Source organism: Bradyrhizobium sp. HKCCYLS3013 (assembly GCF_051167615.1).
GTDB lineage: Bacteria > Pseudomonadota > Alphaproteobacteria > Rhizobiales > Xanthobacteraceae > Bradyrhizobium.
Map to the genome: position 1 here is coordinate 33,489 of NZ_JBNPTK010000020.1, position 24,786 is coordinate 58,274.

A 24,786-nucleotide genomic window follows, 5' to 3' on the forward strand; every position below is an offset into this window, starting at 1 on the left:
GGAGTCTGCCGTGTCCGAACAGAACAGCTATGTGCCGCCCAAGGTCTGGACCTGGAACAAGGCCAGCGGCGGCCGCTTCGCCAACATCAACCGGCCGATCGCAGGTCCGACCCACGAGAAGGAATTGCCTGTCGGCCGTCATCCCTTGCAGCTCTATTCTCTGGGAACGCCGAACGGCGTGAAGGTCACCGTGATGCTCGAGGAGCTGCTGGCGCTCGGCCACAGCGGCGCCGAATACGATGCCTGGCTGATCCGGATCGGCGAGGGCGATCAGTTCGGTTCGGGCTTCGTCGCCATCAATCCCAATTCCAAGATCCCGGCGCTGATGGATCGCAGCGGGCCCGAGCCGATCCGCGTGTTCGAGTCCGGCGCGATCCTGGTCTATCTGGCCGAGAAGTTCGGCGCCTTCCTGCCGACCGAGCCGGCCAAGCGCGCCGAATGCCTGTCCTGGCTGTTCTGGCAGATGGGCGCCGCGCCGTATCTCGGCGGCGGCTTCGGCCACTTCTATGCCTATGCGCCGACCAAGATCGAATATGCCATCGACCGCTTCGCGATGGAGGTCAAGCGCCAGCTCGACGTGCTCGACCGCCGCCTGGCCGAAAGCGAGTATCTCGCCGGCCCCGACTACACCATCGCCGACATCGCTGTGTGGCCGTGGTACGGCGCGCTCGCCAAGGGTTTGCTCTACGAAGGCGGCGAATTCCTCTCGGTGCAGGACTACAGACACGTCCAGCGCTGGACCGACCAGATCGCGCAGCGCACCCCTGTGAAGCGCGGCCGCATGGTCAACCGCGTCTCCGGCGATCCCAAGAGCCAGCTCCACGAGCGCCACGACGCCGGCGATTTCGATACCAAGACGCAGGACAAGATCGGGCAGGGCGGGTAGTTCGGTCGTCGTGTCGTAGGGTGGGCAAAGGCGCGCCTTCCATCATTGTTGGCGTTCACATCTGTGCGACGCGCCGTGCCCACCGCGCTCCCTCACATCAACCGCCGGTGGGCACGCGCCGCCTGATGGCGCCGCTTTGCCCACCCTACGGATGTCAGCCGCTCATCCGGGCTACAAATCCGCCACGATCCAGGCACCCGGGCTAACACCCGTCATTGCGAGGAGCGCAGCGACGAAGCAATCCAGAGTCGACGCGGGACTCTGGATTGCTTCGCTCGCAAGGACGACACGACCCGCGAACCGCCCTTTCGCCGGCACGACTCGCGTGCGCACTCCGTCACCCACGCGCGGTCTTCATTTTTGCCGCAGTGCGATGAATCGCGATGGTTTGATCTCTGACATCACGTCTTTTCTTGTCACAAGAGAATCGTGCAACAATCATCTGGCGCCGCAATGCATGCCGTGTGCTGACCAACTCGTCCCGAGGTGATGACCCCTGGCGAGAACCACCACTCCGGAGGGAGACCCATGATCGACAGACGTGATCTGCTCAAGGGAGCGGGGATGGCTGCTTTGCTGGGCAGCTTCGGCACGACCCGTGCGCTGGCCGGGGAGACGGTGACGTTGCCCTTCGCCAACGGCGAGCGGCCGCTGGTGAAGTATCCGCAGAAGCGGCCGATGATCGGCCTGACCAGCCGGCCGCCGCAACTCGAAACGCCATTCGGGGTGTTCAATGACGGCGTGATCACGCCGAACAATGCCTTCTTCGTCCGCTATCATTTGGCGGGCCTGCCTTACGATCTCGATCCGGACAAGTTCACACTCGCGATCAAGGGGAAGGTCGACAAGCCGCTCAAGCTGTCGCTCAAGGACATCCGCAAGATGAAGGCGACCGAGATCGTCGCCGTCAACCAATGCTCCGGCAACAGCCGCGGCTTCTTCGAGCCTCGCGTCGCAGGCGGCCAGCTTGGCAACGGCGCCATGGGCAATGCGCGCTGGCGGGGCGTGCCGCTGAAGACCGTGCTCGACATGGCGGGTGTCCAGGCCGGCGCCAGACAGGTCACGTTCGGCGGCATGGACGGCCCGGTGATCGACAAGACGCCGGATTTCGTCAAGGCGCTCGACCTCGATCACGCCATGAATGGCGAGGTGATGCTGGCCTACGGCATGAACGGCGAGGATCTGCCGTTCCTCAACGGCTTCCCGCTCCGACTGATCGTGCCCGGCTATTACGGGACGTATTGGGTCAAGCACCTCAACGAGATCACCGTCGTCGACGGCGTGTTCGACGGCTTCTGGATGAAATCGGCCTATCGCATCCCGGACACGCCGAACAATGCCGTCGAGCCCGGCACGACGCCGAAAGCCACCATCCCGATCAACCGCTTCACGGTCCGCTCGTTCATCACCAGCCTGGCCGATGGCGCGAAGCTGAAGGCCGGCAGGGCGGTGCTGCGCGGCATCGCATTCGACGGCGGAACGGGGATCAAGCAGGTCGAGGTCTCGACCGATGGCGGCAAGAGCTGGACCGACGCCAAGCTCGGCAGGGATCTCGGGAAATATTCCTTCCGCGAGTGGAAGCTGCCGGTGAAGCTTGCCGTGGGAGCCCACGAGCTCAAGGTGCGGGCCACGAGCAATTCCGGCGAAACCCAGCCGGAGACACCGCGCTGGAATCCGGCCGGCTATCTGCGCAATGTCGTCGAAACCGTCCGCGTCACGGCGGCCTGAGGAGGATGACCATGCAACGGATGTCGTTCCTCATCGCCTCGCTGGCCGCTGGACTTGGTTGCTTGGCGGGCAACCCCATCGCCCTGACCGCAGCGCCCGTCAACTACCAGGTTCCACAGGAGACTGCCGCCTTCAAGCCGGGGCCCGACCTCGCCGTGGTCCAGGGCAACTGCACGGCCTGCCACTCCTCCGACTACATCAAGACGCAGCCGCCGATGCAGAACAAGAAGGAGTTCTGGCAGGCCGAGGTCACCAAGATGATCAAGGTCTATGGTGCCCCGATCGACGCGGCCGATGTCGACAAGATCGTCGGCTATCTGGCCGCGACCTACTGACGGCGTCCGGCCGGGAGCGCTCAGCCGGCGCCCTTCGCCGGCGGGAAATCCATGCGGTCGTCGGTGCGGCAATAGCGGTCGGCGAACATGCGCCCCACGGGGTGGAACAGCTCCATCTCGACCCGCATCTTCTCGGTGTCCCACAACTCGTCGCGGATGTGGAAGGCGAGGCCCTCGCCGAGCACCAGCACGCGGTCGCCGTTGACATCGATGAGCTGCCAGGTCCTGCACTCCATCGCGAACGGTGCGTCCGCCAGCCGCGGCACGCCGATCATGCGCGAGGGTGCGAGCTTGAGTCCGAGATGATCGGGCTCGCCGATCTCGGGCGGAAAGTCGCCGCCGGTCTCGTGCATTGCCTGCGCTAGGGGCTCGTCGGTGATGTGGACCACGAACTCGCCTGAGCGGCGGATGTTGACCAGGGTGTCCTTGGTCCGGCCGTCCGGCCGCAGGTTGATCGCGAACACGCAGAGCGGCGGGTCCTCGCCCATCACGTTGAAGAATGAGAACGGCGCGGCGTTGACCACCCCGGTCTCGCCCCTGGTCGTGACCCAGGCGATCGGCCGTGGCAGCACGAAGGAGGTCAAGATCTTGTAGCGCTCGCGCGGGCTGAGATCGGTGGAGAGGTATTCCATGTAGGGGCCTCTGGTGCGTCGGTTCCCCGACCGTAGTGGGCCGTGACGCGATCCGGAAGCCAATAAAGCGGGCAGAGGGTGCGCACATCGGCGTCCTCGCGCGGGAAACTCCATGTTTCCGGGAACGGCTCCGCCAGCGCCACGTTCGGACAGCACAGCAACTACAAATGGAGGTCGCGCCATGAAACCAATGATCAGTCTGATTGCTTGCGCGTTCGCCGTCTCGGCTACGTCCGCGCTGGCGCAGGGCAGCCCGCAGACCACGCCGCCGCCGAGTGTGCAGAATTCCGGAGCAGGCATCCAGGGCGCGCCCGGCAACAAGAACGGACCGGGCACTGAGACGACAGGCGGCACGGTCGGCTCGTCCACGATCAACCGCCATAATCCGGACGTCAGCGCTCAGGATCCGTCGAATATCAAGGGAATGCCGGGGAATAAGAACGGCCCGCCGGCCAAGAAACCGCAGAACTGACGGCTGCGATGGCGGCTGCGCGATTGCGCCGCTGCCATGCGCATGCCGCCCCGCCGACGTATCGTCAGATCAGGGCAGGGCCGCTGCGCCGTTGGTGACGATCAGATTGTCGGTGTCTGCCGGTGCGAGCTCGCTGGTGGTGTCGCCGCCGAGATATTTGTCGAGCGTCGCCTGGATCCGCTCCCGCGCCGTATAGGGACCGCGATCGCTCATCCAGGTGTGCTGAAATTCGGTCTTGATGATGTCGATACCGCTCTTCTTGCCGACCTGCGATGGCAACACGCCGGGATCGGTCTTGAACTGCGGATCGTCGGAGCGGAACGACAGGATCTTCAGCTTGTCCCGGATCACGAAAGGCACCCGCAGATTGTCGAGCGTCACCACCTGCGAAACGATGTTCGGATGCTCCTTGGCGAAATACATCGCGGTGTCGCCACCATTGGAATGGCCGACCAGGGTCAGATGCTCATAGTCGGCATTCGGATGGCGCTTCTTCATCTCCTTGAGCACGCACAGGATGTTGGCCTCACCCTTCTTGTAGACGTCGAGCCGGCCGACATAGGGCATGCCGACCTTGGTGACGAGCGGCGGATCGGTCGGCAGGTCCTGCTGAACGCTGGCGACGAGATAGCCGCGCGCGGCGAACACGTTCGCGAGGAAGGAATACTCGGTGTTCTTGACGGTGTTGCCGTTGCTGATGATCGCCACCGGGAGCCGCCACAGCCCGGCATTGGCCTTCATCTCGTAATCCGTGCGCACGGCCACGTCGACCGTGATCGGCCGCTGCCGCTCGGCATCGAAAAACTCACGGCTCTCGTGCTGGATGCCCCACTTCGCAATGGCGAAATAGCCGGCCACAGTCAGGGCAGACACACAGGCCAAAACCGTCACGCCTCGCTTCATGGCTTCCTTCCCCTCGGCTTCTCCTCGTTATGTGATGAGGGACAACGCCGAGGTCACGAGGGCGTGGCAGCCTGGACAGCATTAAATTTCGGAAATCTTGGAATACGGATGTGGAACAAATCCGGGTTCGGCAGACCGGCGCACCGGCCCACCGGTCGCTGCTGCCGGTCAGAAGGCGGTATAGCCGCCGTCGATCACGAAGCAGTCTGCGGTGTGATAGGACGACGCCTTGCTCATGAGGTAGACGGCGATGCCGCCGAAATCCGACGGCTCGCCGAAGCGGCGCACCGGGATGCGCGGCATGACATTGGCGACGAACTTCTCATTGCCCATGATGCCCGCGGTCATGTCGCTCCTGATCCAGCCGGGCAGGATCGCATTCGCGGTGACGCCGTGGCGTGCGAGCTCGACCGCGAGCGCGCGGCACAGCGCGTTGATCGCGGCCTTGGTCGCGGCATAGTGCTCGTTGCGCGCGGTGCCGAACAGCGAGGCGAGGCTCGAGGTGGCGACCAGGCGGCCGAACGCATCACCGGCCTCCGCCCGGGCCGTCATGTGCCGCGCGGCAGCCTGGAAGGCGTGGAAGACGCCGTCGAGATTGGTCGCGAACATCGTGCGCCATTCCTCCTCGCTGCGCTCGATGAAAGGCTTGCGGCCGCCGCCGCCGATGCCCGCATTGGCGAAGCAGCCGTCGACGCGGCCGAAGGCGTCGAGCGTCGCTTGCATCGCGTCGTTGACGGAAGCAGGGCTCGTCACGTCGCAGACGCGGGTGTCGACCTTGCCGGGACCAGCCGCCATCGAGGCCGCGGCTGCCTTGTTCTTCTCGGCGTTGCGGCCCCAGATCGAGACGTTGCAGCCACTGGACGCAAGTGCCTGGGCGATTCCGAGGCCTATGCCTCCATTGCCGCCGGTGACGACGGCCACGCGGCCGGTGAGGTCGAACATGTTCATGGGGTTCTCTCGGACGTTTCCGTGATGATGTGAGTGCGCTGCGCGCCGCTTCAGTTATTGGGATGATCCAACCATGGACAAGCGCAGCGCAAAAATCAAATATGCTGCACGAACCCGGCGATGCAGCGAATTTCCGCCGTAAAGAATGCAGCGCTCGAAAAGCTCTTGAGAGGAAACCATGCAGTTCAAGCACGTCACGCTCGATTTCGACGGGCCCGTCGCCGTCCTCACGCTCGATCATCAGGAGGTGATGAACGCGGTCTCGATCGACATGCTGGGCGGGCTCGCCGAGGCACTCGACGAGATCGAGGAGAAGAAGGCGGAAGTGCGTTGTCTCGTCGTCACCGGCGCGGGACGCGCGTTCTGCACCGGTGCCAACCTGCAGGGCCGCAACACGCAGGCCAAGCCCGGCCGCAGCAATGCCGGCGCCGCGCTCGAGACCGCCTTCCATCCGTTCCTGCGCCGCCTGCGCAACCTGCATTGCCCGATCGTGACGTCGGTCAACGGCCCGGCCGCGGGCGCCGGCATGAGCTTCGCGCTGATGGGCGACATGATCCTGTGCGCCAAGTCCGCCTACTTCCTGCAAGCCTTCCGCCGCATCGGCCTCGTTCCCGATTGCGGCTCGACCTGGCTGCTGCCGCGCCTTGTCGGCAAGGCGCGCGCGATCGAGCTGTCGCTGCTCGGCGAGAAGCTGCCGGCCGAGACGGCACTGCAATGGGGGCTCGTCAATCGCGTCTATGACGATGCGGCGCTGAAGGAGGAGACGATGAAGCTCGCGCATGAGCTCGCCAATGGCCCGACGGTCGCATTGTCTCAGATCCGCAAGCTGTATTGGGACAGTCCCGAGAACTCGTTCGAGGAGCAGCTCAACGCTGAATTCCAGGCGCAGCGCGTCGCCGGCAGCACGTCGGATTTCAAGGAAGGCGTCACCGCGTTCCTCGAGAAGCGGCCGGCCAAGTTCAAGGGCCAATGATCGAGGCCGAGCTGTCCCGCTGCGTCGCCTCGTTCATGCCGGGGGCGACCGGCGTGCACGGCGCCGCAAAGCTCTCCGGCGGCGCCAGCCAGGAGACGTGGCGCTTCGACATCGTCCATCCCGCGGGCGATGTCGGTGCGATCTTGCGCCGCTCGCCGAAGGGCTATGGCGCCGCGCCTGGCCGCGCCGCCGGGCTCGACAACGAGGCGGCGCTGATGCGGCTGGCGCGTGCCGCCGGGGTGCCGTCGCCCGAGGTGCTGCACCTGCTGACGCCGGAGGACGATCTCGGCGCCGGCTTCATCATGCGCCGCGTCGAGGGCGAGACCATCGCGCGCAAGATCCTGCGCGATGCCAAGTTTGCCGAGGCGCGCCCCCGTCTCGCGCGCCAGCTCGGCGGCATCGCCGCCGGCATCCACGGCATTCGGCGCGAGGCACTGCCGGCGTTGCGCGAGATGAACGCGGTCAGGGAGATCGCGGAGCTTGCGCGCGAATATCAAAGCTTCGACTGGCCGCGCCCGGTGTTCGATCTCGCGTTGCGCTGGCTGTCGCACAATGATCCCGGCCCCTCGGCGGAGGTCACGCTGGTGCACGGCGATTTCCGCAACGGCAATCTCATCATCGGCCCCGACGGGGTGCGCGCCGTGCTCGACTGGGAGCTCGCCCATCTCGGCGATCCCATGGAGGATCTCGGCTGGATCTGCGTCAACTCCTGGCGCTTCGGCGAGATCGACAAGCCCGTCGGTGGCTTCGGCTCGCGCGAGGAGCTGTACGCGGGCTACGAGGCCGCTGGCCGCAAGGTCGATGCCGGCAGGGTGAAGTTCTGGGAGGTCATGGGCACATTGCGCTGGGGCGTGATGTGCTGCGGCATGATGCAGCGGTTTCGCTTGGGTCCCGACCACTCGATGGAACGCGCCATGATCGGCCGCCGCGCGTCGGAGACTGAGATCGATCTGCTGCGGCTGCTGGCGCCGCGGGGAGAGGGCTGATGCAGGACGAACCGACTCCGACCGAGCTGGTACAGGCGGTGGCCGATTTTCTGCGCAACGATGTAGCCCCGCTGATCTCGGGACATCAGGCGTTCAAGCTGCGCGTCGGCATCAACGCGCTCGATCTGGTCGTGCGGCAATTGACACAGGCGGCGCCCGCGGAGGCTGCAGAGCATGCGCGTTTGAAGGATTTGCTGGGACAGGACGGTGCCTTGCTCGACCTCAATCGCGCGTTGGCGGAGCAGATTGCGAGCGGTGCTGTCGATCTCGCGACGCCGGGTCTGAAGGAGCATCTCTGGCAGACCACGCTCGACAAGCTCGCCGTCGATCAGCCGAACTACGCATCCTACAAGCGCGAGGCGGGGAGGCACGAATGAAGTGTAACTCTCCGTCGTCATGCCCGGGCTTGACCCGGGCATCCATCCTCTCACGAATCTGCCGCGAGACGTGGATGGCCGGGTCAAGCCCGGCCATGACGGAGTGGAGGCAGACCCGCGCTGTCATTCCGGGGCGCGACGCAGTCGCGAGCCCGGAATCCATAGGGACGATCGCGGCTATGGATTCCGGGCTCGCGCTGCGCGCGCGCCCGAATGACGAGCTCGGTGAGGCTCTACCGCCCAAGCCATTTCGGCGGCCGCTTCTCCGAGAACGCTTTAGGCCCTTCGATGTAGTCCTGCGAATGAATCATCGCCTGCACCGCCGGATAGTCGCGCTGCTCGGTGATCGCCTGTTCCAGCGACACCGCCAGGCCCTTCTCGATCGCCTGCTTGGAGGCGCGGATCGACATCGGCGAGTTCCTGGCGATGGTCTCGGCCCAGCGCTCGGCGGCCTCCAGCGCCTCGCCCTGCGGCACCACCTCGTTGACGAAGCCGAGCTCGTGGCCCTCGCGCGCGCCGACATGGCGGCCCGTGAGGATCATGCCCATCGCGCGCTTCATGCCGATCTGGCGCGGCAGCCGCTGCAGGCCGCCGGCCAGCGCGGCAAGGCCGACGCGCGGCTCGGGCAGGGCGAAGGTGGCATTCTCCGAGGCGATAATCAGGTCGCAGGCCAGCGCGATCTCGAAGCCGCCGCCCATGGCGACGCCGTTGACGGCGGCGATCAGCGGCTTGTCGCAATCGAAGCGCGACGTCAGTCCGCCGAAGCCGCTTCGGCCCCAGCCGCGCTTGCCGCCAGCCGCCTGCCATTTCAGGTCGTTGCCGGCGCAGAACGCCTTGTCACCCTCGCCGGTGACAATCGCAACCCATTGCTCGGGATCGGCAGCGAACCCGTCGAACACCGCCTCCAGCTCGTAATGTGCGTCGGTATGCAGCGCGTTGTAGACCTCGGGACGGGCAAGGGTGACGATTGTGATCGGCCCCTTGCGCGTGACCTTCGAGAATTTCAGCTCCATCGACCGTTCCTCCTGGTTTCTGATTGGCTGCCGTGCGCGAGCTTAGCGCCTGCGCCGCGTGCGCGGTCATCCAAATACGCAACCGCGCTGCGCGCCACAAGCACGCGGCGGCGGGCTGGCCTGACCAAGATCAAGAACAACAACGACACGCACAGGGAGACGCGCCATGGATTTTTCCTTGCCCAAGGAACTGATCGCCTATCTCGACGAGCTCGACCGCTTCATCGCCGCCGAGATCAAGCCGCTGGAGCAGGCGGACGACAACATCCGCTTCTTCGATCATCGCCGCGAATGGGCGCGCACCGATTTCGAGAATGGCGGCCTGCCGCGGCATGACTGGGAGCAGCTGCTGCGCAAGGCCAAGGACCGCGCCGACGCGGCCGGCCATCTGCGCTTCGCGATCCCGAAACGCTATGGCGGCAAGGACGGCTCGAACCTCTGGATGGCGGTGATCCGCGAGCATTTCGCGTCGAAGGGCCTCGGCCTGCACAACGACCTGCAGAACGAGCATTCGATCGTCGGCAATCTGCCAATCGTGACCATGCTCGACCGCTACGGCCGTGACGATCAGAAGGCGATGATCGACGGCTCGATCACCGGCAAGTACCGCATCACCTTCGGCCTGACCGAGCCGCATCACGGCTCGGACGCGACCCACATGGAGACGAAGGCGGTGCCGGCGACCCGCGACAACGTCAAGGGCTGGCTGATCAACGGCGAGAAGATGTGGACCACGGGCATGCACGTCGCCACGCATTGCGCATTGTTTGCGCGCACCTCGGGCAATGACGGCGATGCGCGCGGCATCACCTGCTTCCTGGTGCCGGCCAAGACCGAGGGTGTGAAGGTCGAGGAATATCTCTGGACCTTCAACATGCCGACCGACCATCCGCGCGTCAGCTTCACCGACGTGTTCGTGCCGGAGGACGCGCTGTTCGGCGAGGTCGGGCGCGGGCTGTCGCTGGCCCAATGCTTCGTGCACGAGAACCGCATCCGCCAGGCGGCGAGCTCGCTCGGTGCGGCCGTCTACTGTATCAACGAGAGCGTCAATTACGCGCGTGAGCGCAAGCCGTTCGGCAAGGCGCTGGCGGAGAACCAGGCGATCCAGTGGCCGCTGGTGGAGCTGGCGACCCAGGCCGAGATGCTGCGGCTGTTGATCCGCAAGACCGCGTGGGAGATGGACCAGCTGACCCAGGCGCAGGTCGAGCACACGCTCTCCGACAAGGTGTCGATGTGCAACTACTGGGCTAACCGTCTGTGCTGCGAGGCCGCCGACCGCGCCATCCAGGTGCATGGCGGCATGGGCTATTCGCGCCACAGGCCGTTCGAGCACATATACCGCCACCACCGCCGCTATCGCATCACCGAGGGCAGCGAGGAGATCCAGATGCGCAAGGTGGCGGGGTTCCTGTTTGGCTATATGGGGGCGAACAAGCGGTGAGCGCAGCCTGATCGCGTGGCGGCATCGCGAGCGTCAGCACGGCAATCCAGACCTGTCACTTGGCCCCTGGATTGCTTCGGCGCAAGGGCGCCTCGCAATGACGGTGTGGAGAGAGTGCGCGCTCTCTCCACGTCATCGCGAGCGCCAGCGACGCGATCCAGGCTGTCGCAACGAGAAGACCGCCGGTTGTCAATTCACCTGCCGGTCCTTGCCCGCCCAATATGGGTCGCGCAGATTCCGCCGCAGGATCTTGCCGGAGGGATTGCGCGGCAGGGCGTCGAGGAAGTCGACGGTCTTCGGCGTCTTGAAGCCGGCGATGCGGGTGCGGGTGAAGTTGATGATGTCGGTCGCGGTCGCCTGCTTGCCCGGCTTCATCACGACGATCGCCTTGACAGCCTCGCCCCATTTCTCGTCGGGAATGCCGATCACGGCGGCTTCGGCGACGTCAGGATGATCGCAGATCGCACTCTCCACCTCGGCCGGATAGATGTTCTCGCCGCCGGAGATGATCATGTCCTTGATGCGGTCGTGGATGTAGACGTAGCCGTCCTCGTCCATGTAGCCGGCATCACCGGTGCGCAGCCAGCCGTCCCTGCCAAGCGTGCGTGCGGTCGCCTCCGGCAGGTTCCAGTAGCCGGTCATGTTGGAGCCGGAGCGGGTGGCGATTTCGCCGACCTGCCGCGGCGGCAGCGGATTGCCCAAGGGATCGATGATCGCGACTTCGACGCCCGGCAGCGGCTTGCCGGCCGAGCGCATCCGCTCCAGTCCTTCGACGTGATCCTCGGGCGGCAGCGCGATGATGGTGCCCGTGGTCTCGGTCATGCCATACATCTGCACGAAGCCGCATTTGAACACCTCGATGCATTCCTTCAGCAGCGCCGCGGGGATCGGCGAGGCGCCGTAGAGCATGTATTTGAGCCGCGAGAAATCGACCTGCCGCGCGCGCGGCTGCCGCACCACGAACTGCATCGCGGCGGGCACCATGAACAGCTTGGTGATGCCGGACTGCTCGAAGAAGTCGAGGATCTTCGTGGGATCGAACTCGCGCGCGATGATGCCACGGGCGCCGTGGTAGAGGCTCATCAGGCCCCAGCCGGAGCCGCCGATGTGGAAGATCGGCATCGCGATCAGCGAGACGTCGTCGGTCGACCATTTGTTCCAGTCCGGTTTCTCCTCGGGATTGCCGGTATTCACCAGGTTGAGGAAGTTCGCGTGCGACAGCATCGCGCCTTTCGGCTTGCCGGTGGTGCCGGACGTGTAGAGCTGCAGCGCGATGTCCCGCGGCGTGATCGCCACGCCAGGATCGTCGGCACTCTGCGCGTCGCGCCAGGCCATGTAGTCCTGCCATTCCGGCGCGCCGCCTTCGGTCGTGATGATGTGCCGCACGCTCGGAATCTGGCCGCGGATGTAGCGGATCATCGTGATGAACTCGGGACCGACGAACAGGGCAGGCGCCTTGCAGTCCTCGACGATGAAGGCGACCTCGGGACCGGCGAGGCGCCAGTTCACCGGCGCCATCACGACGTTGGCCTTCATGGCGCCGACCAGCAGCTCGAAATAGATGTCGCTGTTCTTGCCGAAATAGGCGATTCGGTCGTGCGGTTTGATGCCGAGCGCCTTCAGCGCGTTGGCGACCTGGTTGGTCTTACGGTCGAATTCGGCGAAGCTGGTGACGCGGCCTTCGAACTCATATGCGGTGGCGGAGCCCAGCAGTTGCGCTCTGTCGCGCACGACGTCGACAAGCGTCGACGTTGCCGTCGAGACGGACATGTTTCCCCTCCGATTACGTCTTTTTCTTTGTTCGATGTCTTGTGGTGGTTCTCGCCCCGGATTGCGCCGGAGCAAGCATCTCTCGATCAGTCTACAGGGAGCACGTCTCCGATCAACCGGGCGATTGGGCCATCAGCTCGTGCGCGTCGCGCGGTCCTTTTCGTTCTGCGCCTTGATCGACTCCTTGGCCTTGGTCCAGTCGTCGTCGCTCCAGTCGCGCAGCTGATAGAAGTTGCCGCCCATCGCAAGCGCCTGGGCGCCGTCCATCGCGATGGTCTCGCCGTTGATCCAGTTGCAGCCGCCGGAGATCAGGAACACGGCCAGGTTCTGCAGCTCCTCCATGGTGCCGACGCGACCCATCGGGTTCATCGCCTTGGTGCGCGCGCCGGCCTCGTCGCCGGGCTTGATGCGCTTGCTCATGCCTTCGGTCGGGATCTCGCCGGGTGCGATGGTGTTGAGGCGGATGCCGTAGCGGCCCCATTCGGTGGCGAGCGACATCGTCATCGCGTGGATCGCCGACTTGCTCATTGCCGAGGGCACCACATAGGGCGAGCCGTTGCGCACCCAGGTGACCGTGATCGACACGACGTTGCCCGGCTGCTTCGCTGCGATCCAGCGCTTGCCGACGGCATGCGTCACATAGAACGTGCCGTGCATCACGATGTTGGCAACCGCGTCGAAACCGCGCGGGCTCAATTCCTCGGTGCGGGAAATGAAATTGCCGGCGGCGTTGTTGATGAGATCGGTGAGGCCGCCTTCCTGGAAGATCGCCTCGATCATTTCCTCGACCGCCATCGCATTGCGGATGTCGACGCCGTGGCTGGTGACGCGCCCGCCATAGAGGTCCATCAGTTCGGTCGCGGTCTCGTCGCAGACGATTTTCCGCCGGCCGCAAATATGCACTTCGGCGCCAAGCTGCAGGAAGCGTGCGGCCATCGCTTTGCCAAGGCCGGTGCCGCCGCCGGTCACCAGAATGCGCCGACCTTCGAGGAGATTGTCCTTGAACATGGGAGAGTTTCCGCCTGACATGTTGTGAGTTAATTGGTCGATTGACTAAATCGCTCCGACAGCCTTCTGTAAAGTCACAAAGACATTCGTGAGGAGACCGCTCGATGGACAACCGCATCGCGATCGAGATCAAGGACGGCGTCGCCGACGTTCGCCTGGTCCGCGTCGACAAGATGAATGCGCTGGACATGGAGATGTTCGAGGCGCTGGTGGCGGCCACCGAGCGGCTGGCGAAGGAAAAGGGGCTGCGCGCCGTGGTGCTGTCCGGCGAGGGCCGCGCCTTCTGCGCCGGGCTCGACATGGGCCGCTTCGCGGCGATGAAGGACTCCGGCGGCAACGGCATACCCGGCGGCGAGAAGCGCGACCTCACCGTTCGCACCCACGGCAAGGCGAACTTCGCCCAGCAGGCGGTGTGGGGCTGGCGGAAGTTGCCGGTGCCGGTGATTGCTGCAGTGCATGGCGTGGCCTATGGCGGCGGCTTCCAGCTCGCGCTCGGCGCCGACATGCGCTACGTCGCACCGGACACCAAGATGTCGATCATGGAGATCAAATGGGGTCTGGTGCCGGACATGGCGGGCACGCCGATCCTGGCGACCCTGATGCGTGACGACATCCTCCGCGAGCTGACCTATACCGGCCGGGTGTTCTCGCCGGAGGAAGGCCAGTCCTACGGCCTCGTCACACGCATCTGCGCCGATCCGCGCGCGGCCGCGCTGGAGACGGCGCGTGAGATCGCCGGCAAGAATCCGGATGCGATCCGCGCCGCCAAGCGCATGCTGAACAACCTCTCGGTCGATCCGGGCCCGGCGCTGCTCGCGGAATCGGTCGAGCAGCAGAAGCTGATCGGTAGCCCGAACCAGCTGGAGTCGGTGCGGGCGAACATCGAAAAGCGTGCGCCCAAGTTTGTAGATTAGCCTCCTCCTTGCGGGCAGTCCCGAAGGAGCTGAGCCAAACAATTTCCAGATTCCGGGTTCGATGCTGCGCATCGCCCCGGAATGACGGCGGAAACTCGAACCGACGCCAGATCGGACAAGGCAATAACAATGGAAACGTCCTCCCTGTTTTGCGGCATCATCTCCGGCGAACGCCGGCGCAGCCACGCTGACATCGCCGACCGCGCCGCGCGGATCGCGAGCGGTCTCGCGCAGCTCGGCGTGCGCCAGGGCGACTGCGTCTGCATGCTCATGCGCAACGACATCGCCTTCATCGAGGCCGCCTACGGCGCGATGCGACTGGGCGCCTATGGTGTGCCGGTGAACTGGCACTTCAAGCCGGAGGAGATCGATTACATCCTCAAGGACTCCGCGACGCGGGTGCTGATCGGTCACGCCGATCTGCTGCATCAGCTTCGCGGCCTGATTCCCTCCGGCATCACCGTGCTCAGCGTCCCGACGCCGCCGGAGATCCTGTCCAACTACAAGATCGGCGCGGATCTGCTCGCAACACCGGAGTTCGCGACCGACCTGGAAAGCTGGCTCATGCAACAGGGTCCTTACGAAGGACCGCAGGTGCCGCAGCCGCAGAACATGATCTACACCTCCGGCACGACTGGTCATCCCAAGGGCGTCCGGCGCAATGCGCCGACGGTGGAGCAGGCGGCCTCGGCCGAACGGATGCGGGCGCTGATCTATGGACTCAAGCCGGGCTCGCGCGCGCTGCTGCCCGGACCGCTGTATCATTCCGCGCCGAACGCCTTCGGCCTGCGGGCCGGACGGCTCGGCGGCGCGCTGGTGCTGATGCCGCGGTTCGAGCCGGAGGAGTTTCTCCGTATCATCCAGGTGGAGCGGATCGACACCATCTTCATGGTGCCGACCATGTTCATCCGCCTGATGAAGCTGCCCGAGGAGGTGCGCGGCCGCTACGACATGTCGTCGCTGCGTCACATCATCCACGCCGCGGCGCCGTGCCCGGCCGACGTCAAGCGCGCGATGATCGAATGGTGGGGGCCGGTCATCTACGAATTCTACGGCTCGACCGAATCGGGCGCAGTCACCTTCGCGAGCTCCGAGGACGCGCTGAAGAAGCCCGGCACCGTCGGCAAGGTCTCGCCGGGCGCCGAGTTGCGCTTCCTCGGTGAGGACGGGCGCATCCTGCCGCAGGGCGAGATCGGCGAGATCTATTCGCGCATCGCGGGCAATCCGGATTTCACCTATCACAACAAGCCGGAGAAGCGCGCCCAGATCGACCGCGACGGCTTCATCACCTCGGGTGATGTCGGCTACATGGACCCCGATGGCTATGTGTTCCTGTGCGACCGCAAGCGCGACATGGTGATCTCCGGCGGGGTCAACATCTATCCGGCCGAGATCGAGGCGGTGCTGCATGCCGTGCCGGGCGTGCATGATTGCGCTGTGTTCGGCATCCCCGACACGGAGTTCGGCGAGGCGCTGATGGCGGTGGTCGAGCCGCAGCCCGGCGTGACGCTGGATACCGGCGAGATCAAGGCGCGGCTGAAGGCCTCGCTGGCCGACTACAAGGTGCCCAGGCATATCGAAATCCACGGCAAGCTGCCGCGCGAGGATTCCGGCAAGATCTTCAAGCGGCGGCTGCGCGATCCGTATTGGGAGCGAGCCGGAAGGCAAATCTGACCGAGGGGAGGAACGATAGCTTGGAATAGGGCAGGCGACGCCTCTTTCTTGATCTTGCGCTGCAATACGGATACGGCAGACTGACCCGTAAATGGGCAGCTGCTGGAGAGCGCATCCATGTCGCCGCAAGCCATACCAGAGGAAATCCGTCCCAACCGCGCCGCCGAGGCGCAGGCCATGGAGGAGGATGCGCGGCTTCGGGACGACATCCGGCTGCTCGGCCGCATCCTCGGCGACACCGTTCGCGACCAGGAGGGCGCCGACGTCTTCGACCTCGTCGAGCTGATACGCCAGACCTCGGTGCGCTTCCATCGCGACGAGGACCGCCAGGCGCGGCGCGAGCTGGAGCAGATCCTCGACGGCATGTCGACCGCGGAGACCGTCCGCATCGTCCGCGCCTTCAGCTATTTCTCCCATCTCGCCAACATCGCCGAGGACCAGAACAACATCCGCCGCATGCGCGCCAAGAGCGACGCCAACGGCGGCAATGGCATGCTTGCGGCGACGCTCGCTCACGCCAAGTCGGCCGGCTTCGAGGCGGCGGAGTTGCGCAGGTTCTTCTCCACCGCGCTGGTCAGCCCGGTCCTGACCGCGCACCCCACCGAGGTGCGGCGCAAGAGCACGATGGATCGCGAGATGGAGATCGCGATGCTGCTCGACCGCCGCGAGCGGATGCAATTGACGCCGGATGAGCGCGCGGCCAATGACGAGGCGCTGCGCCGCGCCGTGCTGACCTTGTGGCAGACCAACCTGCTGCGCCGGACCAAGCTGACGGTGCTCGACGAGGTCACCAACGGTCTGTCGTTCTACGACTACACCTTCCTGCGCGAGGTGCCGCGGCTGCTGTGCACGCTGGAAGATCGGCTCAACGACGGCGCGGAGGTGGCGGGCGATCTCGCCTCGTTCCTGCGGATGGGGAGCTGGATCGGCGGCGACCGCGACGGCAATCCGTTCGTGACCGCCGAGGTCATGCGCGGAACGCTCAAGCTGCAATCCAGCCTGGCGCTGCATTACTATCTGGAGGAGCTGCATCTGCTCGGCAGCGAGCTGTCCATTGCGGCGCATCTCGCCGATGTCTCCGAGGAGCTGCGCGCGCTGGCCGAGCGCTCGCCGGACACGTCGCCGCATCGTCGTGGTGAGCCGTATCGTCTCGCGGTGTCCGGCATCTATGCGCGGCTGGCGGCCACCGCGAAGAAGCTCGGCATCCAGATCAGCCGCCTGCCGGTGGCGGCGGTCGCGCCTTACGACAGCGTCAAGGAGCTGCAGGACGATCTCGACGTGCTGCATCGCTCGCTGATCGCCAACAATGCCGAGGTCATTGCGCGCGGCCGGCTGCGGATGCTCCGTCGCGCGGTCGACTGTTTCGGCTTCCATCTGGCGCGGCTCGACATCCGCCAGAATTCGGCGGTGCATGAGCGCACCGTGGCCGAGCTGATCGACACCGCGATGCCCGGCATGTCCTACATGGCGCTCAGCGAGGATGCCCGCGTCGGCCTGCTGGTCAGCGAGCTGCGCAATGCCAGGCCACTGGTCTCGCAGTTCGTGAAGTACAGCGACGAGACCGTCGGCGAGCTCGCGCTGTTCCGCGCCGCCGCCGAGGCGCACGCGACGTTCGGTGCCGATGTGATTCCCCAGTGCATCATCTCGATGTGCAAGGGCATGTCGGACATGCTCGAGGTGGCGTTGCTGCTCAAGGAGGTCGGCCTGATCGATCCATCGGGCCGCTGCGCCGTCAACATCGTGCCGCTGTTCGAGACCATCGAGGACCTGCAGGCGTCCAGCGGCATCATGGACCGGATGCTGGCGCTGCACGATTACCGCCGCTTGGTCGACAGCCGCGGCGCCGTGCAGGAGGTCATGCTCGGCTATTCCGACAGCAACAAGGATGGCGGCTTCGTCACCTCGGGCTGGGAGCTCTACAAGGCCGAGATCGGCCTGGTCGACATCTTCGAACGCCATGGCATCCGGCTCAGGCTGTTCCATGGCCGCGGCGGCTCGGTCGGCCGCGGCGGCGGCCCGAGCTACGATGCCATCATCGCGCAGCCCGGGGGCGCCGTGAACGGCCAGATCCGGATCACCGAGCAGGGCGAGATCATCTCCAGCAAATATTCCAATGCCGAGGTCGGCCGCAACAATCTGGAGATCCTCGCCGCGGCGACGCTCGAGGCCAGCCTGCTGCATCCGCGCCAGCCGGCGCCAAAGCGCGAATATCTCACCGCGATGGACCGGCTCTCGGAGCTCGCGTTCAAGGCCTATCGCGGCCTGGTCTACGAGACCGACGGCTTCGTCGACTATTTCTGGGCCTCGACCGTCATCAACGAGATCGCGACCTTGAACATCGGCAGCCGCCCAGCCTCGCGCAAGAAGACCCGCGCGATCGAGGATCTGCGCGCCATCCCCTGGGTGTTCTCCTGGGCGCAGTGCCGGTTGATGCTGCCGGGCTGGTACGGCTTCGGCAGCGCGGTCGAGACCTGGATCGCGGAGAATCCGGAGCAGGGCATGCCGTTCCTGCGCGAGCTCTACCGGGAATGGCCGTTCTTCCGCATGCTGTTGTCGAACATGGACATGGTGCTCGCCAAGAGCTCGATCGCGATCGCCTCGCGCTATGCGGAGCTGGTCCCCGACGAGGCCCTGCGGGAAAAGATCTTCGGCCGCATCCGCCGTGAATGGAATCTGGTGATCGAGACCTTGCTCGACATCACCGGGCAGGAGCGTCTGTTGCAGGGCAACCCGCTGCTGGAGCGCTCGGTGCGCAACCGCTTTCCCTATCTCGATCCGCTCAACCACGTGCAGGTCGAGCTCTTGAAGGCGCACCGCGCCCAGAACCCGGACGAGCAGGTGCTGCGCGGGATTCAGCTGACTATCAACGGCATCTCGGCGGGGCTGAGGAATACGGGCTGACGCGACGAACGCGGACTGGCGAGGACAATGAGCTCCTCGCCAGCCCGACACATCAGCTGTCTGCGGATCAGGGCTTCAGAGCGCCTTGTGCACTCGTATACACCGCATAGAGCGATGTTGAGCCGCAGATGTAGAGTCGATTGCGCTGCTGGCCGCCGAAGCAAAGGTTGGCGACCGTTTCAGGTATATGAATCTTGCCCAGCAACGTTCCGTCCGGGGCATAGCAGCGCACGCCGTCCTCGTTCGGATCACCCCAACCCACGGAGCACCAGACCCGTCCGTCGCGGTCGCATCGGACACCGTCGGAGATGCTTGGCTTCGGCATTTCGGCGAACACCTTGCTGTTGGCCAGCTTGCCGGCCGCGTGATCGACGTCGAATACGCGGATGTGTGCGGGATTGTCCGGCCCGTCGGTGAAGCCGGTGTCGATGATGTAGAGTTTCTTCTCGTCGGGCGAGAAGGCCAGCCCGTTGGGTTCGACGAAGTCGTCGACCACAACCTTCACCTCTCCCGATTTCGGATCGACCCGATAGACATTGTGCTTGTCCTGCTCGGGCTGCGCCTTGAGGCCCTCATAGAAACCACCGATGCCGTAGACCGGATCGGTGAACCATATTGCGCCGTCGGCCGCGACCACCGCATCGTTGGGCGAGTTCAAGCGCTTGCCATTGTAGCTGTCGGCGATGATCGTGATCGAGCCGTCAAGCTCGGTGCGGGTGACCCGTCGGCCGCTGTGCTCGCAGGTGATCAGCCGTCCTTCCCGATCGATGGTGTTGCCGTTCGAATTCATCGACGGTTGTCGATAGACGCTGAGATGACCATCGTCCTCGGAGAAGCGCATGATGCGATTGTTCGGGATGTCGCTGAACAGCACATAGCGGCCAGCAGCAAAATAGACCGGGCCTTCGGCCCAGCGCATTCCGGTGGCGACGCGCTCGACGGCCATAGTGCCTGCGAAGGCCGGAAATTCCGCCGGCCCGAATGACAGCTTGGGCTTCTTCGCCGACTCCAGATGAGAGTCCGGATAGCGGCTGCCCGGCAAGGGACCGAGCGGCAGCGGGTCCGTCGAGATTGTCGGCGCCCCCGTCTGGCCCGGCGGCGTGACGGTTGCGGCCGACGCAGTCGTGACTGTTGAAGCAGCGGCGAAAGCCGCGGCTCCTTTCAGCAGTCTGCGCCGGTTGAAGCCGTGAGCTGCGACCGACAAGTCCGGTGCGCCGTCGTGTCGTGAATTCGTCATCTGTGTCCTCCCGACTTTTTGTTGGGAGGCGACCATACGACGAAATCATGGCGGCGCGCGGGTCGTTTGGATAAAAAACAACTTGAGATGGTGTGCGCCGCAAGCGGAATTTCGGCGCTGCAATCTCAGATCGGGTCCCAGCCGAACACGTCGGCGGAACGATCGAGCTTGTAGAACGACGGCTTCAGCGCCGGCATGCCATGCTCCGCAATGGTCTGCGGCGTCCAGCCCTCGCCGCGGTGCACCGAGCGCAGCGGGCGCGACTGGCTCATCAGGAAGATCTCGTTCATGCGAACGGCGAAGATCTGGCCGGTGACGTCCTTCGAGGCATCGCCTAGCAGATAGGCGACGACGGGCGCGATCTTCTCGGGCCCCATCCGCTTCATGCGTTCGACGCGCTCCTTCTCGGCCTCGGTCTCCGCCGGGATGGTGCCGATCATGCGGCTCCAGGCGAACGGCGAGACGCAATTGGAGCGCACGTTGAAGCGGCCCATGTCGAGCGCGATCGACTTCGACAGGCCGACGATGCCGAGCTTCGCCGCGGCGTAGTTGGCCTGGCCATAATTGCCGATCAGCCCCGAGGTCGAGGTGAAGTGGACGAAGGAGCCGCTCTCCTGCTCGCGGAACAGCCGCGCGGCGGAGTGCGCGACGTAGAACGAGCCCATCAGGTGGACCTTGATGACGGCTTCGAACGCCTCGATGCTCATCTTGTGGAAGATCATGTCGCGCAGGATGCCGGCATTGTTGACCACGCCGTCGAGCTTGCCGAAGTGGTCGGTCGCGGCCTTCACGATCTTGCTGGCGGGGATCGCTTCGGACACGCTCTCGAAATTCGCCACCGCCGTGCCGCCGCGCTTCCTGATCTCCTCGACCACTTCCTCAGCCGGCGCGGCGCTGGTGCCCGAGCCGTCGGACGCGACGCCGGGATCGTTGACGACGACCTTGGCGCCTTCGGCGGCGCACAGCAGCGCGATCTCGCGCCCGATGCCGCGGCCGGCGCCGGTGACGATGACGACTTTGTCCTGGAGCGATTTGGTCATGAGTCTTCTCCTGTTTTGCTCCGTCATTCCGGGATGGTGCGAAGCACCAGATCCGGAATCTCGAGATTCCGGGTTCGCACGTGCCGCGCGCCCCGGAATGACGGAGGCTGCTATCTCTCGTTCGTGAAGATGATCGTGCCCGATGCGGCGAACATGCCGCCGACGCCGTGACACACCGAGACCTTGGCTCCCGGCACCTGCGCCGGCGCGATGCCGCGCATCTGGCGCACGCTCTCCTGCAGCGCATACATGCCGTACATGCCCGAATGCATGTAGGACAGGCCGCCGCCATTGGTGTTGAGCGGCAATTTGCCGCCCGGCCGCGTATGTCCGGCTGCGATGAACGGCCCGGTCTCCTCATGCGGCATGAAGCCGAGATCGCCGAGCCCGAACAGCGGCAGATGCGCGAAGGCGTCGTAGATCATGAGATGATCGACATCGGCGTGGCCAATGCCGGCCTCCTTGAAGGCGAGGGGGCCCGCGACCTTGAAGGCACGCGACGAATTGAACGTCTCCATCTGGCTGACCATCGGCGTCTCCACGCTTTCGCCTGTGCCGAGAATGTACACCGGCTTGCGCGGAAAATCCTTGGCGCGATCGGCCGAGGTCAGGATCAGCGCGCCGCCGCCGTCGGTGACGAGGCAGCACTGCAGCAGGCGGAACGGGTAGGCGATCATGCGCGAGTTCAGGACGTCGTCGACGGTGATCGGGTCCTTCATCATCGCGCGCGGATTCTTTGCCGCCCATTCGCGCTGTACGACCGCAACCATCGCCAACTGCTCATGGGTGATGCCGTAGGTCTTCATGTAGCGCAGCACGGGGATCGGGAACATGCTGGGCGGGCCGTAGACGCCGAACGGCGCCTCGAACTGGCCCTGCAGGCTATCCGGCGCAATCGAGCGCGGCAGCTTGCCGATCATCGATTTGCCGCTCTCGGCATGGGTGATCAGCACGGTCTTGCACAGGCCGGCTTCGATCGCAGCCGCGGCGTGGCGGACATGCAGCATGAAGGAGCAGCCGCCGACCGAGGTGCCATCGACCCAGGTCGGTGTGATACCGAGGTAATGGCAGATCTGCTGCGGCGTCTCGACGGCGGTGGCGAAGCCGTCGATGTCCGACAGCTTCAGCCCGGCATCGGCGATCGCATTCAGTGCCGCGTCCGCATGCAGCTGGATCTGCGACATCGTCGGGATAACACCGAGCTCGGTGGTCTCGGCCGCGCCGACCACGGCAACCTGGTTTCGACGCATGGCGTTATCCTTTCGCCGGCCGGAACAGGGGCAGGGTGATCTGCTCGTCCAATGTCTCGAATGTGACTTCGAGGGCCATGTCGAGCTCCAACGCCTCCGGCGTCTGCGGGCAGCCCGTGATGTTGCTCATCATGCGCGGGCCCTCTTCGAGCGCCACGATGGCAATGGCGTAAGGCGGCGTGAAGCCAGGTGCAGGGGGACGATGGTTGATGACGTAGCTGTAGAGCGTGCCTTTGCCAGTGGCCTTGAAGACGCTGACCTTGCGGCTGGCGCAGGCCGGACAGAACGGGCGCGGCGGGAAGTAGACGTGGGCGCAGGCGTCGCAGCGCTGCAGCCGCAACTCACCGGCCCGGGTGCCGTCCCAGAAATGCTGCGTCTCCGGCGTCGGTTTGGGACGTGCGCGCATCGGCTCGGCCATCCGGGTTGATCCTCCCTGCGGCGGGCTCCGTCGCCCGCTCCTTTTCATCCGTGATGCGCCATTTGACCGAGACGCGTCAACGGTCCATCACGCCGCGCATGCGGCCCTCCGGGGGGCGCAGAGGTGTTTGGACGGCAATTGCCGCCTGATGAAAATTGGTCTTTGATGCGGAGAGTAGGATCGGAGCCGAGATGAAGCTGCGTGACATCGCCCATTCCAGGACCGGCGACAAGGGTGACACCTCGAACATCTCGGTCATCGCCTACGACCCCAGGGATTACCCGCTGCTGCTCGCACAAGTCACGGCGGAGCGGGTGAAGGCGCACTTCGCCGGCATTGTCCAGGGCGAGGTGGTCCGCTATGAGCTGCCCAACATTGCGGCGCTGAACTTCGTGATGAGCCGGGCGCTCGGCGGCGGGGTCACCCGTTCGCTCGCGCTGGACGCGCATGGCAAGTCGCTGAGTTCCGCGCTGCTCGATCTGGACATCGCGGCCGATGCCGCAGACACGCGATAGGATGCCATGACCGTTTCAATTCCGACCCTGGCCGCGCTGGCCGACGATCTCGCCGCCGGCCGCACCACCGCGCGCAAGCTGGTGGAGGGGTGCCTCGCCCGCATTGCCGATCCTGCGGGTGAGGGGGAGCGCGCCTTCATCCATGTCGACAAGGAGGCGGCGCTCGCTGCCGCTGATGGCATGGACGCGCTGCGCAAGGCCAATGCCGCGCCGTCGCCGTTCGCCGGCATTCCGGTGTCGATCAAGGATCTGTTCGACATCAAGGGCCAGGTCACCCGCGCCGGCTCGCGGGCGCTGGAGGATTCGGCGCCGGCCGAAGCCGACGCGCCCGTGGTGGCGCGGCTGCGCCGGGCCGGCTTCGTCGTGATCGGCCGCACCAACATGACCGAGTTCGCCTATTCCGGCATCGGCATCAACCCGCATTACGGCACGCCGAAGAGCGCCTGGAAGCGCGACGTTGGCTACGTGCCCGGCGGCTCGTCGTCGGGCGCCGCGGTCTCCATCGTCGATCGCATGGCCTATGGTGCGCTCGGCACCGACACCGGCGGCTCCTGCCGCATCCCGGCGGCGTTCAACGGCATCGTCGGCTACAAGCCGACGCAGGCCCGCGTGCCACTCGACGGCGGCGTGCCGCTGTCGACCACGCTCGACAGCTTCGGCCCGCTCGCCAACACCGTGGCGTGCTGCGCCGTGCTCGATTCCGTGCTGGCCGACGAGCCGATCCGGCCGCTGGCATTACGCCCGGTGAAGGGCCTGCGGCTCGCGGTGCCCACCACCATCGTGCTGGACGAGCTCGATGCCGAGGTGGCCGCGACGTTCGAACGCGCGCTGGAGAGCCTGGCGAAGCAGGGCGCGCTGATCGCGCGCATCGAATTCCCGGAGTTCCTCGACGTCGGCATCATCGGCGCGAAGGGCGGCTTCGCCGCCGCCGAGAGCTATGCCTGGCACCGCTTCCTGCTGGCGGCCAAGGGCGACGTCTACGATCCGCGCGTCTCGGTGCGCATCATGCGCGGCGAGGCGATCACCGTGCCCGACTACATCGAGATGCTCAACGCCCGCCGCTCGCTGGTGACGCGCGCCGCCGCGCGGATCGCGCCCTACGACGCGCTGGTGATGCCGACCACCGCCAACGCGCCGCCGAAAATCGCCGATCTCGCCGACGACCAGGCCTTCGCCCGCGAGAACGTCCGTGCGCTGCGCAACTGCACCTTCATCAACATGATCGACGGCTGCGCCATCTCGCTCCCGGCGCACCGCCATGGCGAAGTGCCCGTCGGCCTGATGCTGGCACAGTCCGGCGGCCACGACCGCAAGCTGCTGGAGATCGCGGCGGGCATCGAGGGCGTGGTGCGGGGCTGAGGCGGA

23 protein-coding genes are annotated in these 24,786 nt (G+C 65.4%); 13 read left to right on the forward strand and 10 right to left on the reverse strand.

Annotated features, from left to right (window positions below; genetic code table 11):
• The first annotated feature begins 10 nt into the window (after positions 1-10).
• The 3 genes from yghU (at position 11) to ACQR1F_RS27770 (ending at position 2,949) form a co-directional block, all read left to right on the forward strand.
• The gene (gene yghU / locus ACQR1F_RS27760; RefSeq protein WP_315801313.1) at positions 11-886 is read left to right on the forward strand and encodes a glutathione-dependent disulfide-bond oxidoreductase; all 876 of its coding nucleotides are present in this window, start codon (positions 11-13) and stop codon (positions 884-886) included.
• A 528-nt stretch (positions 887-1,414) separates the two neighbouring features.
• Positions 1,415-2,614: a molybdopterin-dependent oxidoreductase gene (locus tag ACQR1F_RS27765; protein ID WP_434907010.1), complete on the forward strand. Its 1,200-nt coding sequence runs from the start codon at positions 1,415-1,417 to the stop codon at positions 2,612-2,614.
• A gap of 5 nt (positions 2,615-2,619) precedes the next feature.
• Complete coding sequence (locus ACQR1F_RS27770) at positions 2,620-2,949, forward strand: cytochrome c (RefSeq protein ID WP_434882602.1); 330 nt, start codon at positions 2,620-2,622, stop codon at positions 2,947-2,949.
• A 20-nt stretch (positions 2,950-2,969) separates the two neighbouring features.
• On the opposite strand, the gene ACQR1F_RS27775 is transcribed toward ACQR1F_RS27770, so the two are convergent.
• Complete coding sequence (locus ACQR1F_RS27775; protein ID WP_315801310.1) at positions 2,970-3,581, reverse strand: flavin reductase family protein; 612 nt, start codon at positions 3,579-3,581, stop codon at positions 2,970-2,972.
• A 181-nt stretch (positions 3,582-3,762) separates the two neighbouring features.
• On the opposite strand from ACQR1F_RS27775, the gene ACQR1F_RS27780 reads away from it, so the two are divergent.
• Positions 3,763-4,053 (forward strand): hypothetical protein, encoded by a 291-nt coding sequence (locus ACQR1F_RS27780; RefSeq protein ID WP_315801309.1) that lies wholly within the window; start codon positions 3,763-3,765, stop codon positions 4,051-4,053.
• Positions 4,054-4,122: 69 nt separating this feature from the next.
• On the opposite strand, the gene ACQR1F_RS27785 is transcribed toward ACQR1F_RS27780, so the two are convergent.
• Positions 4,123-4,956, reverse strand: coding sequence for an alpha/beta hydrolase (locus ACQR1F_RS27785; RefSeq protein ID WP_315801308.1), 834 nt, complete (start codon positions 4,954-4,956; stop codon positions 4,123-4,125).
• A gap of 168 nt (positions 4,957-5,124) precedes the next feature.
• Positions 5,125-5,904 carry an SDR family NAD(P)-dependent oxidoreductase gene (locus tag ACQR1F_RS27790; RefSeq protein ID WP_315801307.1) on the reverse strand — a complete coding sequence of 260 codons (780 nt, stop codon included), beginning with the start codon at positions 5,902-5,904 and terminating at the stop codon, positions 5,125-5,127.
• Between the two features lie 178 nt (positions 5,905-6,082).
• Here ACQR1F_RS27790 and ACQR1F_RS27795 point away from each other — a divergent pair, with 178 nt between their 5' ends.
• Genes ACQR1F_RS27795 through ACQR1F_RS27805 form a run of 3 tightly spaced genes read left to right on the forward strand, consistent with a single transcriptional unit; the run spans position 6,083 to position 8,240 of the window.
• Positions 6,083-6,877 (forward strand): enoyl-CoA hydratase/isomerase, encoded by a 795-nt coding sequence (locus tag ACQR1F_RS27795; RefSeq protein WP_316183436.1) that lies wholly within the window; start codon positions 6,083-6,085, stop codon positions 6,875-6,877.
• Entirely contained in the window at positions 6,874-7,863 is a 990-nt protein-coding gene (locus ACQR1F_RS27800; RefSeq protein ID WP_434892292.1) for a phosphotransferase family protein, read from the forward strand. The genes ACQR1F_RS27795 and ACQR1F_RS27800 overlap by 4 nt, the downstream gene beginning before the upstream one ends.
• Positions 7,863-8,240, forward strand: a complete 378-nt coding sequence (locus ACQR1F_RS27805; RefSeq protein WP_315801304.1) for a DUF6285 domain-containing protein — start codon at positions 7,863-7,865, stop codon at positions 8,238-8,240. The genes ACQR1F_RS27800 and ACQR1F_RS27805 overlap by 1 nt, the downstream gene beginning before the upstream one ends.
• A gap of 233 nt (positions 8,241-8,473) precedes the next feature.
• Here the strand turns inward: ACQR1F_RS27805 and ACQR1F_RS27810 are convergent, their stop codons facing one another.
• A complete protein-coding gene (locus tag ACQR1F_RS27810) occupies positions 8,474-9,253 on the reverse strand; it encodes an enoyl-CoA hydratase-related protein (protein WP_434873730.1) in 780 nt (259 codons plus the stop codon).
• Between the two features lie 166 nt (positions 9,254-9,419).
• Between ACQR1F_RS27810 and ACQR1F_RS27815 the strand changes: the two genes are divergently transcribed.
• The gene (locus tag ACQR1F_RS27815) at positions 9,420-10,694 is read left to right on the forward strand and encodes an acyl-CoA dehydrogenase family protein (RefSeq protein WP_434914217.1); all 1,275 of its coding nucleotides are present in this window, start codon (positions 9,420-9,422) and stop codon (positions 10,692-10,694) included.
• A gap of 189 nt (positions 10,695-10,883) precedes the next feature.
• On the opposite strand, the gene ACQR1F_RS27820 is transcribed toward ACQR1F_RS27815, so the two are convergent.
• Positions 10,884-12,464 (reverse strand): fatty acid--CoA ligase, encoded by a 1,581-nt coding sequence (locus ACQR1F_RS27820; RefSeq protein ID WP_434914218.1) that lies wholly within the window; start codon positions 12,462-12,464, stop codon positions 10,884-10,886.
• 132 nt (positions 12,465-12,596) lie between these two features.
• The gene (locus ACQR1F_RS27825) at positions 12,597-13,472 is read right to left on the reverse strand and encodes an SDR family oxidoreductase (protein ID WP_006613814.1); all 876 of its coding nucleotides are present in this window, start codon (positions 13,470-13,472) and stop codon (positions 12,597-12,599) included.
• A 104-nt stretch (positions 13,473-13,576) separates the two neighbouring features.
• Here ACQR1F_RS27825 and ACQR1F_RS27830 point away from each other — a divergent pair, with 104 nt between their 5' ends.
• The 3 genes from ACQR1F_RS27830 (at position 13,577) to ppc (ending at position 18,961) form a co-directional block, all read left to right on the forward strand.
• On the forward strand, positions 13,577-14,386 hold the full coding sequence (locus tag ACQR1F_RS27830) for a crotonase/enoyl-CoA hydratase family protein (RefSeq protein ID WP_434914219.1): 810 nt from the start codon (positions 13,577-13,579) through the stop codon (positions 14,384-14,386).
• A gap of 129 nt (positions 14,387-14,515) precedes the next feature.
• Entirely contained in the window at positions 14,516-16,060 is a 1,545-nt protein-coding gene (locus ACQR1F_RS27835) for an acyl-CoA synthetase (RefSeq protein ID WP_434914220.1), read from the forward strand.
• Between the two features lie 117 nt (positions 16,061-16,177).
• Positions 16,178-18,961 carry a phosphoenolpyruvate carboxylase gene (gene ppc, locus ACQR1F_RS27840; RefSeq protein ID WP_434914221.1) on the forward strand — a complete coding sequence of 928 codons (2,784 nt, stop codon included), beginning with the start codon at positions 16,178-16,180 and terminating at the stop codon, positions 18,959-18,961.
• Positions 18,962-19,028: 67 nt separating this feature from the next.
• On the opposite strand, the gene ACQR1F_RS27845 is transcribed toward ppc, so the two are convergent.
• The 4 genes from ACQR1F_RS27845 to ACQR1F_RS27860 form a co-directional block, all read right to left on the reverse strand.
• Positions 19,029-19,907, reverse strand: coding sequence for an SMP-30/gluconolactonase/LRE family protein (locus ACQR1F_RS27845; RefSeq protein WP_315801386.1), 879 nt, complete (start codon positions 19,905-19,907; stop codon positions 19,029-19,031).
• 416 nt (positions 19,908-20,323) lie between these two features.
• Entirely contained in the window at positions 20,324-21,238 is a 915-nt protein-coding gene (locus tag ACQR1F_RS27850) for an SDR family oxidoreductase (protein WP_315801296.1), read from the reverse strand.
• 110 nt (positions 21,239-21,348) lie between these two features.
• Positions 21,349-22,488: a thiolase C-terminal domain-containing protein gene (locus ACQR1F_RS27855; protein WP_315801295.1), complete on the reverse strand. Its 1,140-nt coding sequence runs from the start codon at positions 22,486-22,488 to the stop codon at positions 21,349-21,351.
• 4 nt (positions 22,489-22,492) lie between these two features.
• The gene (locus ACQR1F_RS27860; RefSeq protein WP_434914222.1) at positions 22,493-22,906 is read right to left on the reverse strand and encodes a Zn-ribbon domain-containing OB-fold protein; all 414 of its coding nucleotides are present in this window, start codon (positions 22,904-22,906) and stop codon (positions 22,493-22,495) included.
• A gap of 191 nt (positions 22,907-23,097) precedes the next feature.
• Here ACQR1F_RS27860 and ACQR1F_RS27865 point away from each other — a divergent pair, with 191 nt between their 5' ends.
• Both ACQR1F_RS27865 and ACQR1F_RS27870 read left to right on the forward strand, forming a co-directional pair.
• Positions 23,098-23,421 (forward strand): AtuA-related protein, encoded by a 324-nt coding sequence (locus ACQR1F_RS27865; protein WP_434873736.1) that lies wholly within the window; start codon positions 23,098-23,100, stop codon positions 23,419-23,421.
• A 6-nt stretch (positions 23,422-23,427) separates the two neighbouring features.
• The gene (locus tag ACQR1F_RS27870; RefSeq protein ID WP_434914223.1) at positions 23,428-24,780 is read left to right on the forward strand and encodes an amidase; all 1,353 of its coding nucleotides are present in this window, start codon (positions 23,428-23,430) and stop codon (positions 24,778-24,780) included.
• Positions 24,781-24,786 lie beyond the last annotated feature (6 nt).

Coding starts and splice junctions, on each gene's coding strand:
- ACQR1F_RS27820 (WP_434914218.1), bottom strand. CDS start 12,464: ATGTCCGTCTCGACGGCAACGTCGACGCTTGTCGACGTCGTGCGCGAC.
- ACQR1F_RS27830 (WP_434914219.1), top strand. CDS start 13,577: ATGGACAACCGCATCGCGATCGAGATCAAGGACGGCGTCGCCGACGTT.
- ACQR1F_RS27790 (WP_315801307.1), bottom strand. CDS start 5,904: ATGAACATGTTCGACCTCACCGGCCGCGTGGCCGTCGTCACCGGCGGC.
- ACQR1F_RS27835 (WP_434914220.1), top strand. CDS start 14,516: ATGGAAACGTCCTCCCTGTTTTGCGGCATCATCTCCGGCGAACGCCGG.
- ACQR1F_RS27810 (WP_434873730.1), bottom strand. CDS start 9,253: ATGGAGCTGAAATTCTCGAAGGTCACGCGCAAGGGGCCGATCACAATC.
- ACQR1F_RS27800 (WP_434892292.1), top strand. CDS start 6,874: ATGATCGAGGCCGAGCTGTCCCGCTGCGTCGCCTCGTTCATGCCGGGG.
- ACQR1F_RS27770 (WP_434882602.1), top strand. CDS start 2,620: ATGACCATGCAACGGATGTCGTTCCTCATCGCCTCGCTGGCCGCTGGA.
- ACQR1F_RS27845 (WP_315801386.1), bottom strand. CDS start 19,907: ATGGCCGTCGAGCGCGTCGCCACCGGAATGCGCTGGGCCGAAGGCCCG.
- ACQR1F_RS27795 (WP_316183436.1), top strand. CDS start 6,083: ATGCAGTTCAAGCACGTCACGCTCGATTTCGACGGGCCCGTCGCCGTC.
- ACQR1F_RS27860 (WP_434914222.1), bottom strand. CDS start 22,906: ATGGCCGAGCCGATGCGCGCACGTCCCAAACCGACGCCGGAGACGCAG.
- ACQR1F_RS27855 (WP_315801295.1), bottom strand. CDS start 22,488: ATGCGTCGAAACCAGGTTGCCGTGGTCGGCGCGGCCGAGACCACCGAG.
- ppc (WP_434914221.1), top strand. CDS start 16,178: ATGTCGCCGCAAGCCATACCAGAGGAAATCCGTCCCAACCGCGCCGCC.
- ACQR1F_RS27785 (WP_315801308.1), bottom strand. CDS start 4,956: ATGAAGCGAGGCGTGACGGTTTTGGCCTGTGTGTCTGCCCTGACTGTG.
- ACQR1F_RS27870 (WP_434914223.1), top strand. CDS start 23,428: ATGACCGTTTCAATTCCGACCCTGGCCGCGCTGGCCGACGATCTCGCC.
- ACQR1F_RS27765 (WP_434907010.1), top strand. CDS start 1,415: ATGATCGACAGACGTGATCTGCTCAAGGGAGCGGGGATGGCTGCTTTG.
- ACQR1F_RS27825 (WP_006613814.1), bottom strand. CDS start 13,472: ATGTTCAAGGACAATCTCCTCGAAGGTCGGCGCATTCTGGTGACCGGC.
- ACQR1F_RS27850 (WP_315801296.1), bottom strand. CDS start 21,238: ATGACCAAATCGCTCCAGGACAAAGTCGTCATCGTCACCGGCGCCGGC.
- ACQR1F_RS27780 (WP_315801309.1), top strand. CDS start 3,763: ATGAAACCAATGATCAGTCTGATTGCTTGCGCGTTCGCCGTCTCGGCT.
- ACQR1F_RS27775 (WP_315801310.1), bottom strand. CDS start 3,581: ATGGAATACCTCTCCACCGATCTCAGCCCGCGCGAGCGCTACAAGATC.
- ACQR1F_RS27815 (WP_434914217.1), top strand. CDS start 9,420: ATGGATTTTTCCTTGCCCAAGGAACTGATCGCCTATCTCGACGAGCTC.
- ACQR1F_RS27865 (WP_434873736.1), top strand. CDS start 23,098: ATGAAGCTGCGTGACATCGCCCATTCCAGGACCGGCGACAAGGGTGAC.
- ACQR1F_RS27805 (WP_315801304.1), top strand. CDS start 7,863: ATGCAGGACGAACCGACTCCGACCGAGCTGGTACAGGCGGTGGCCGAT.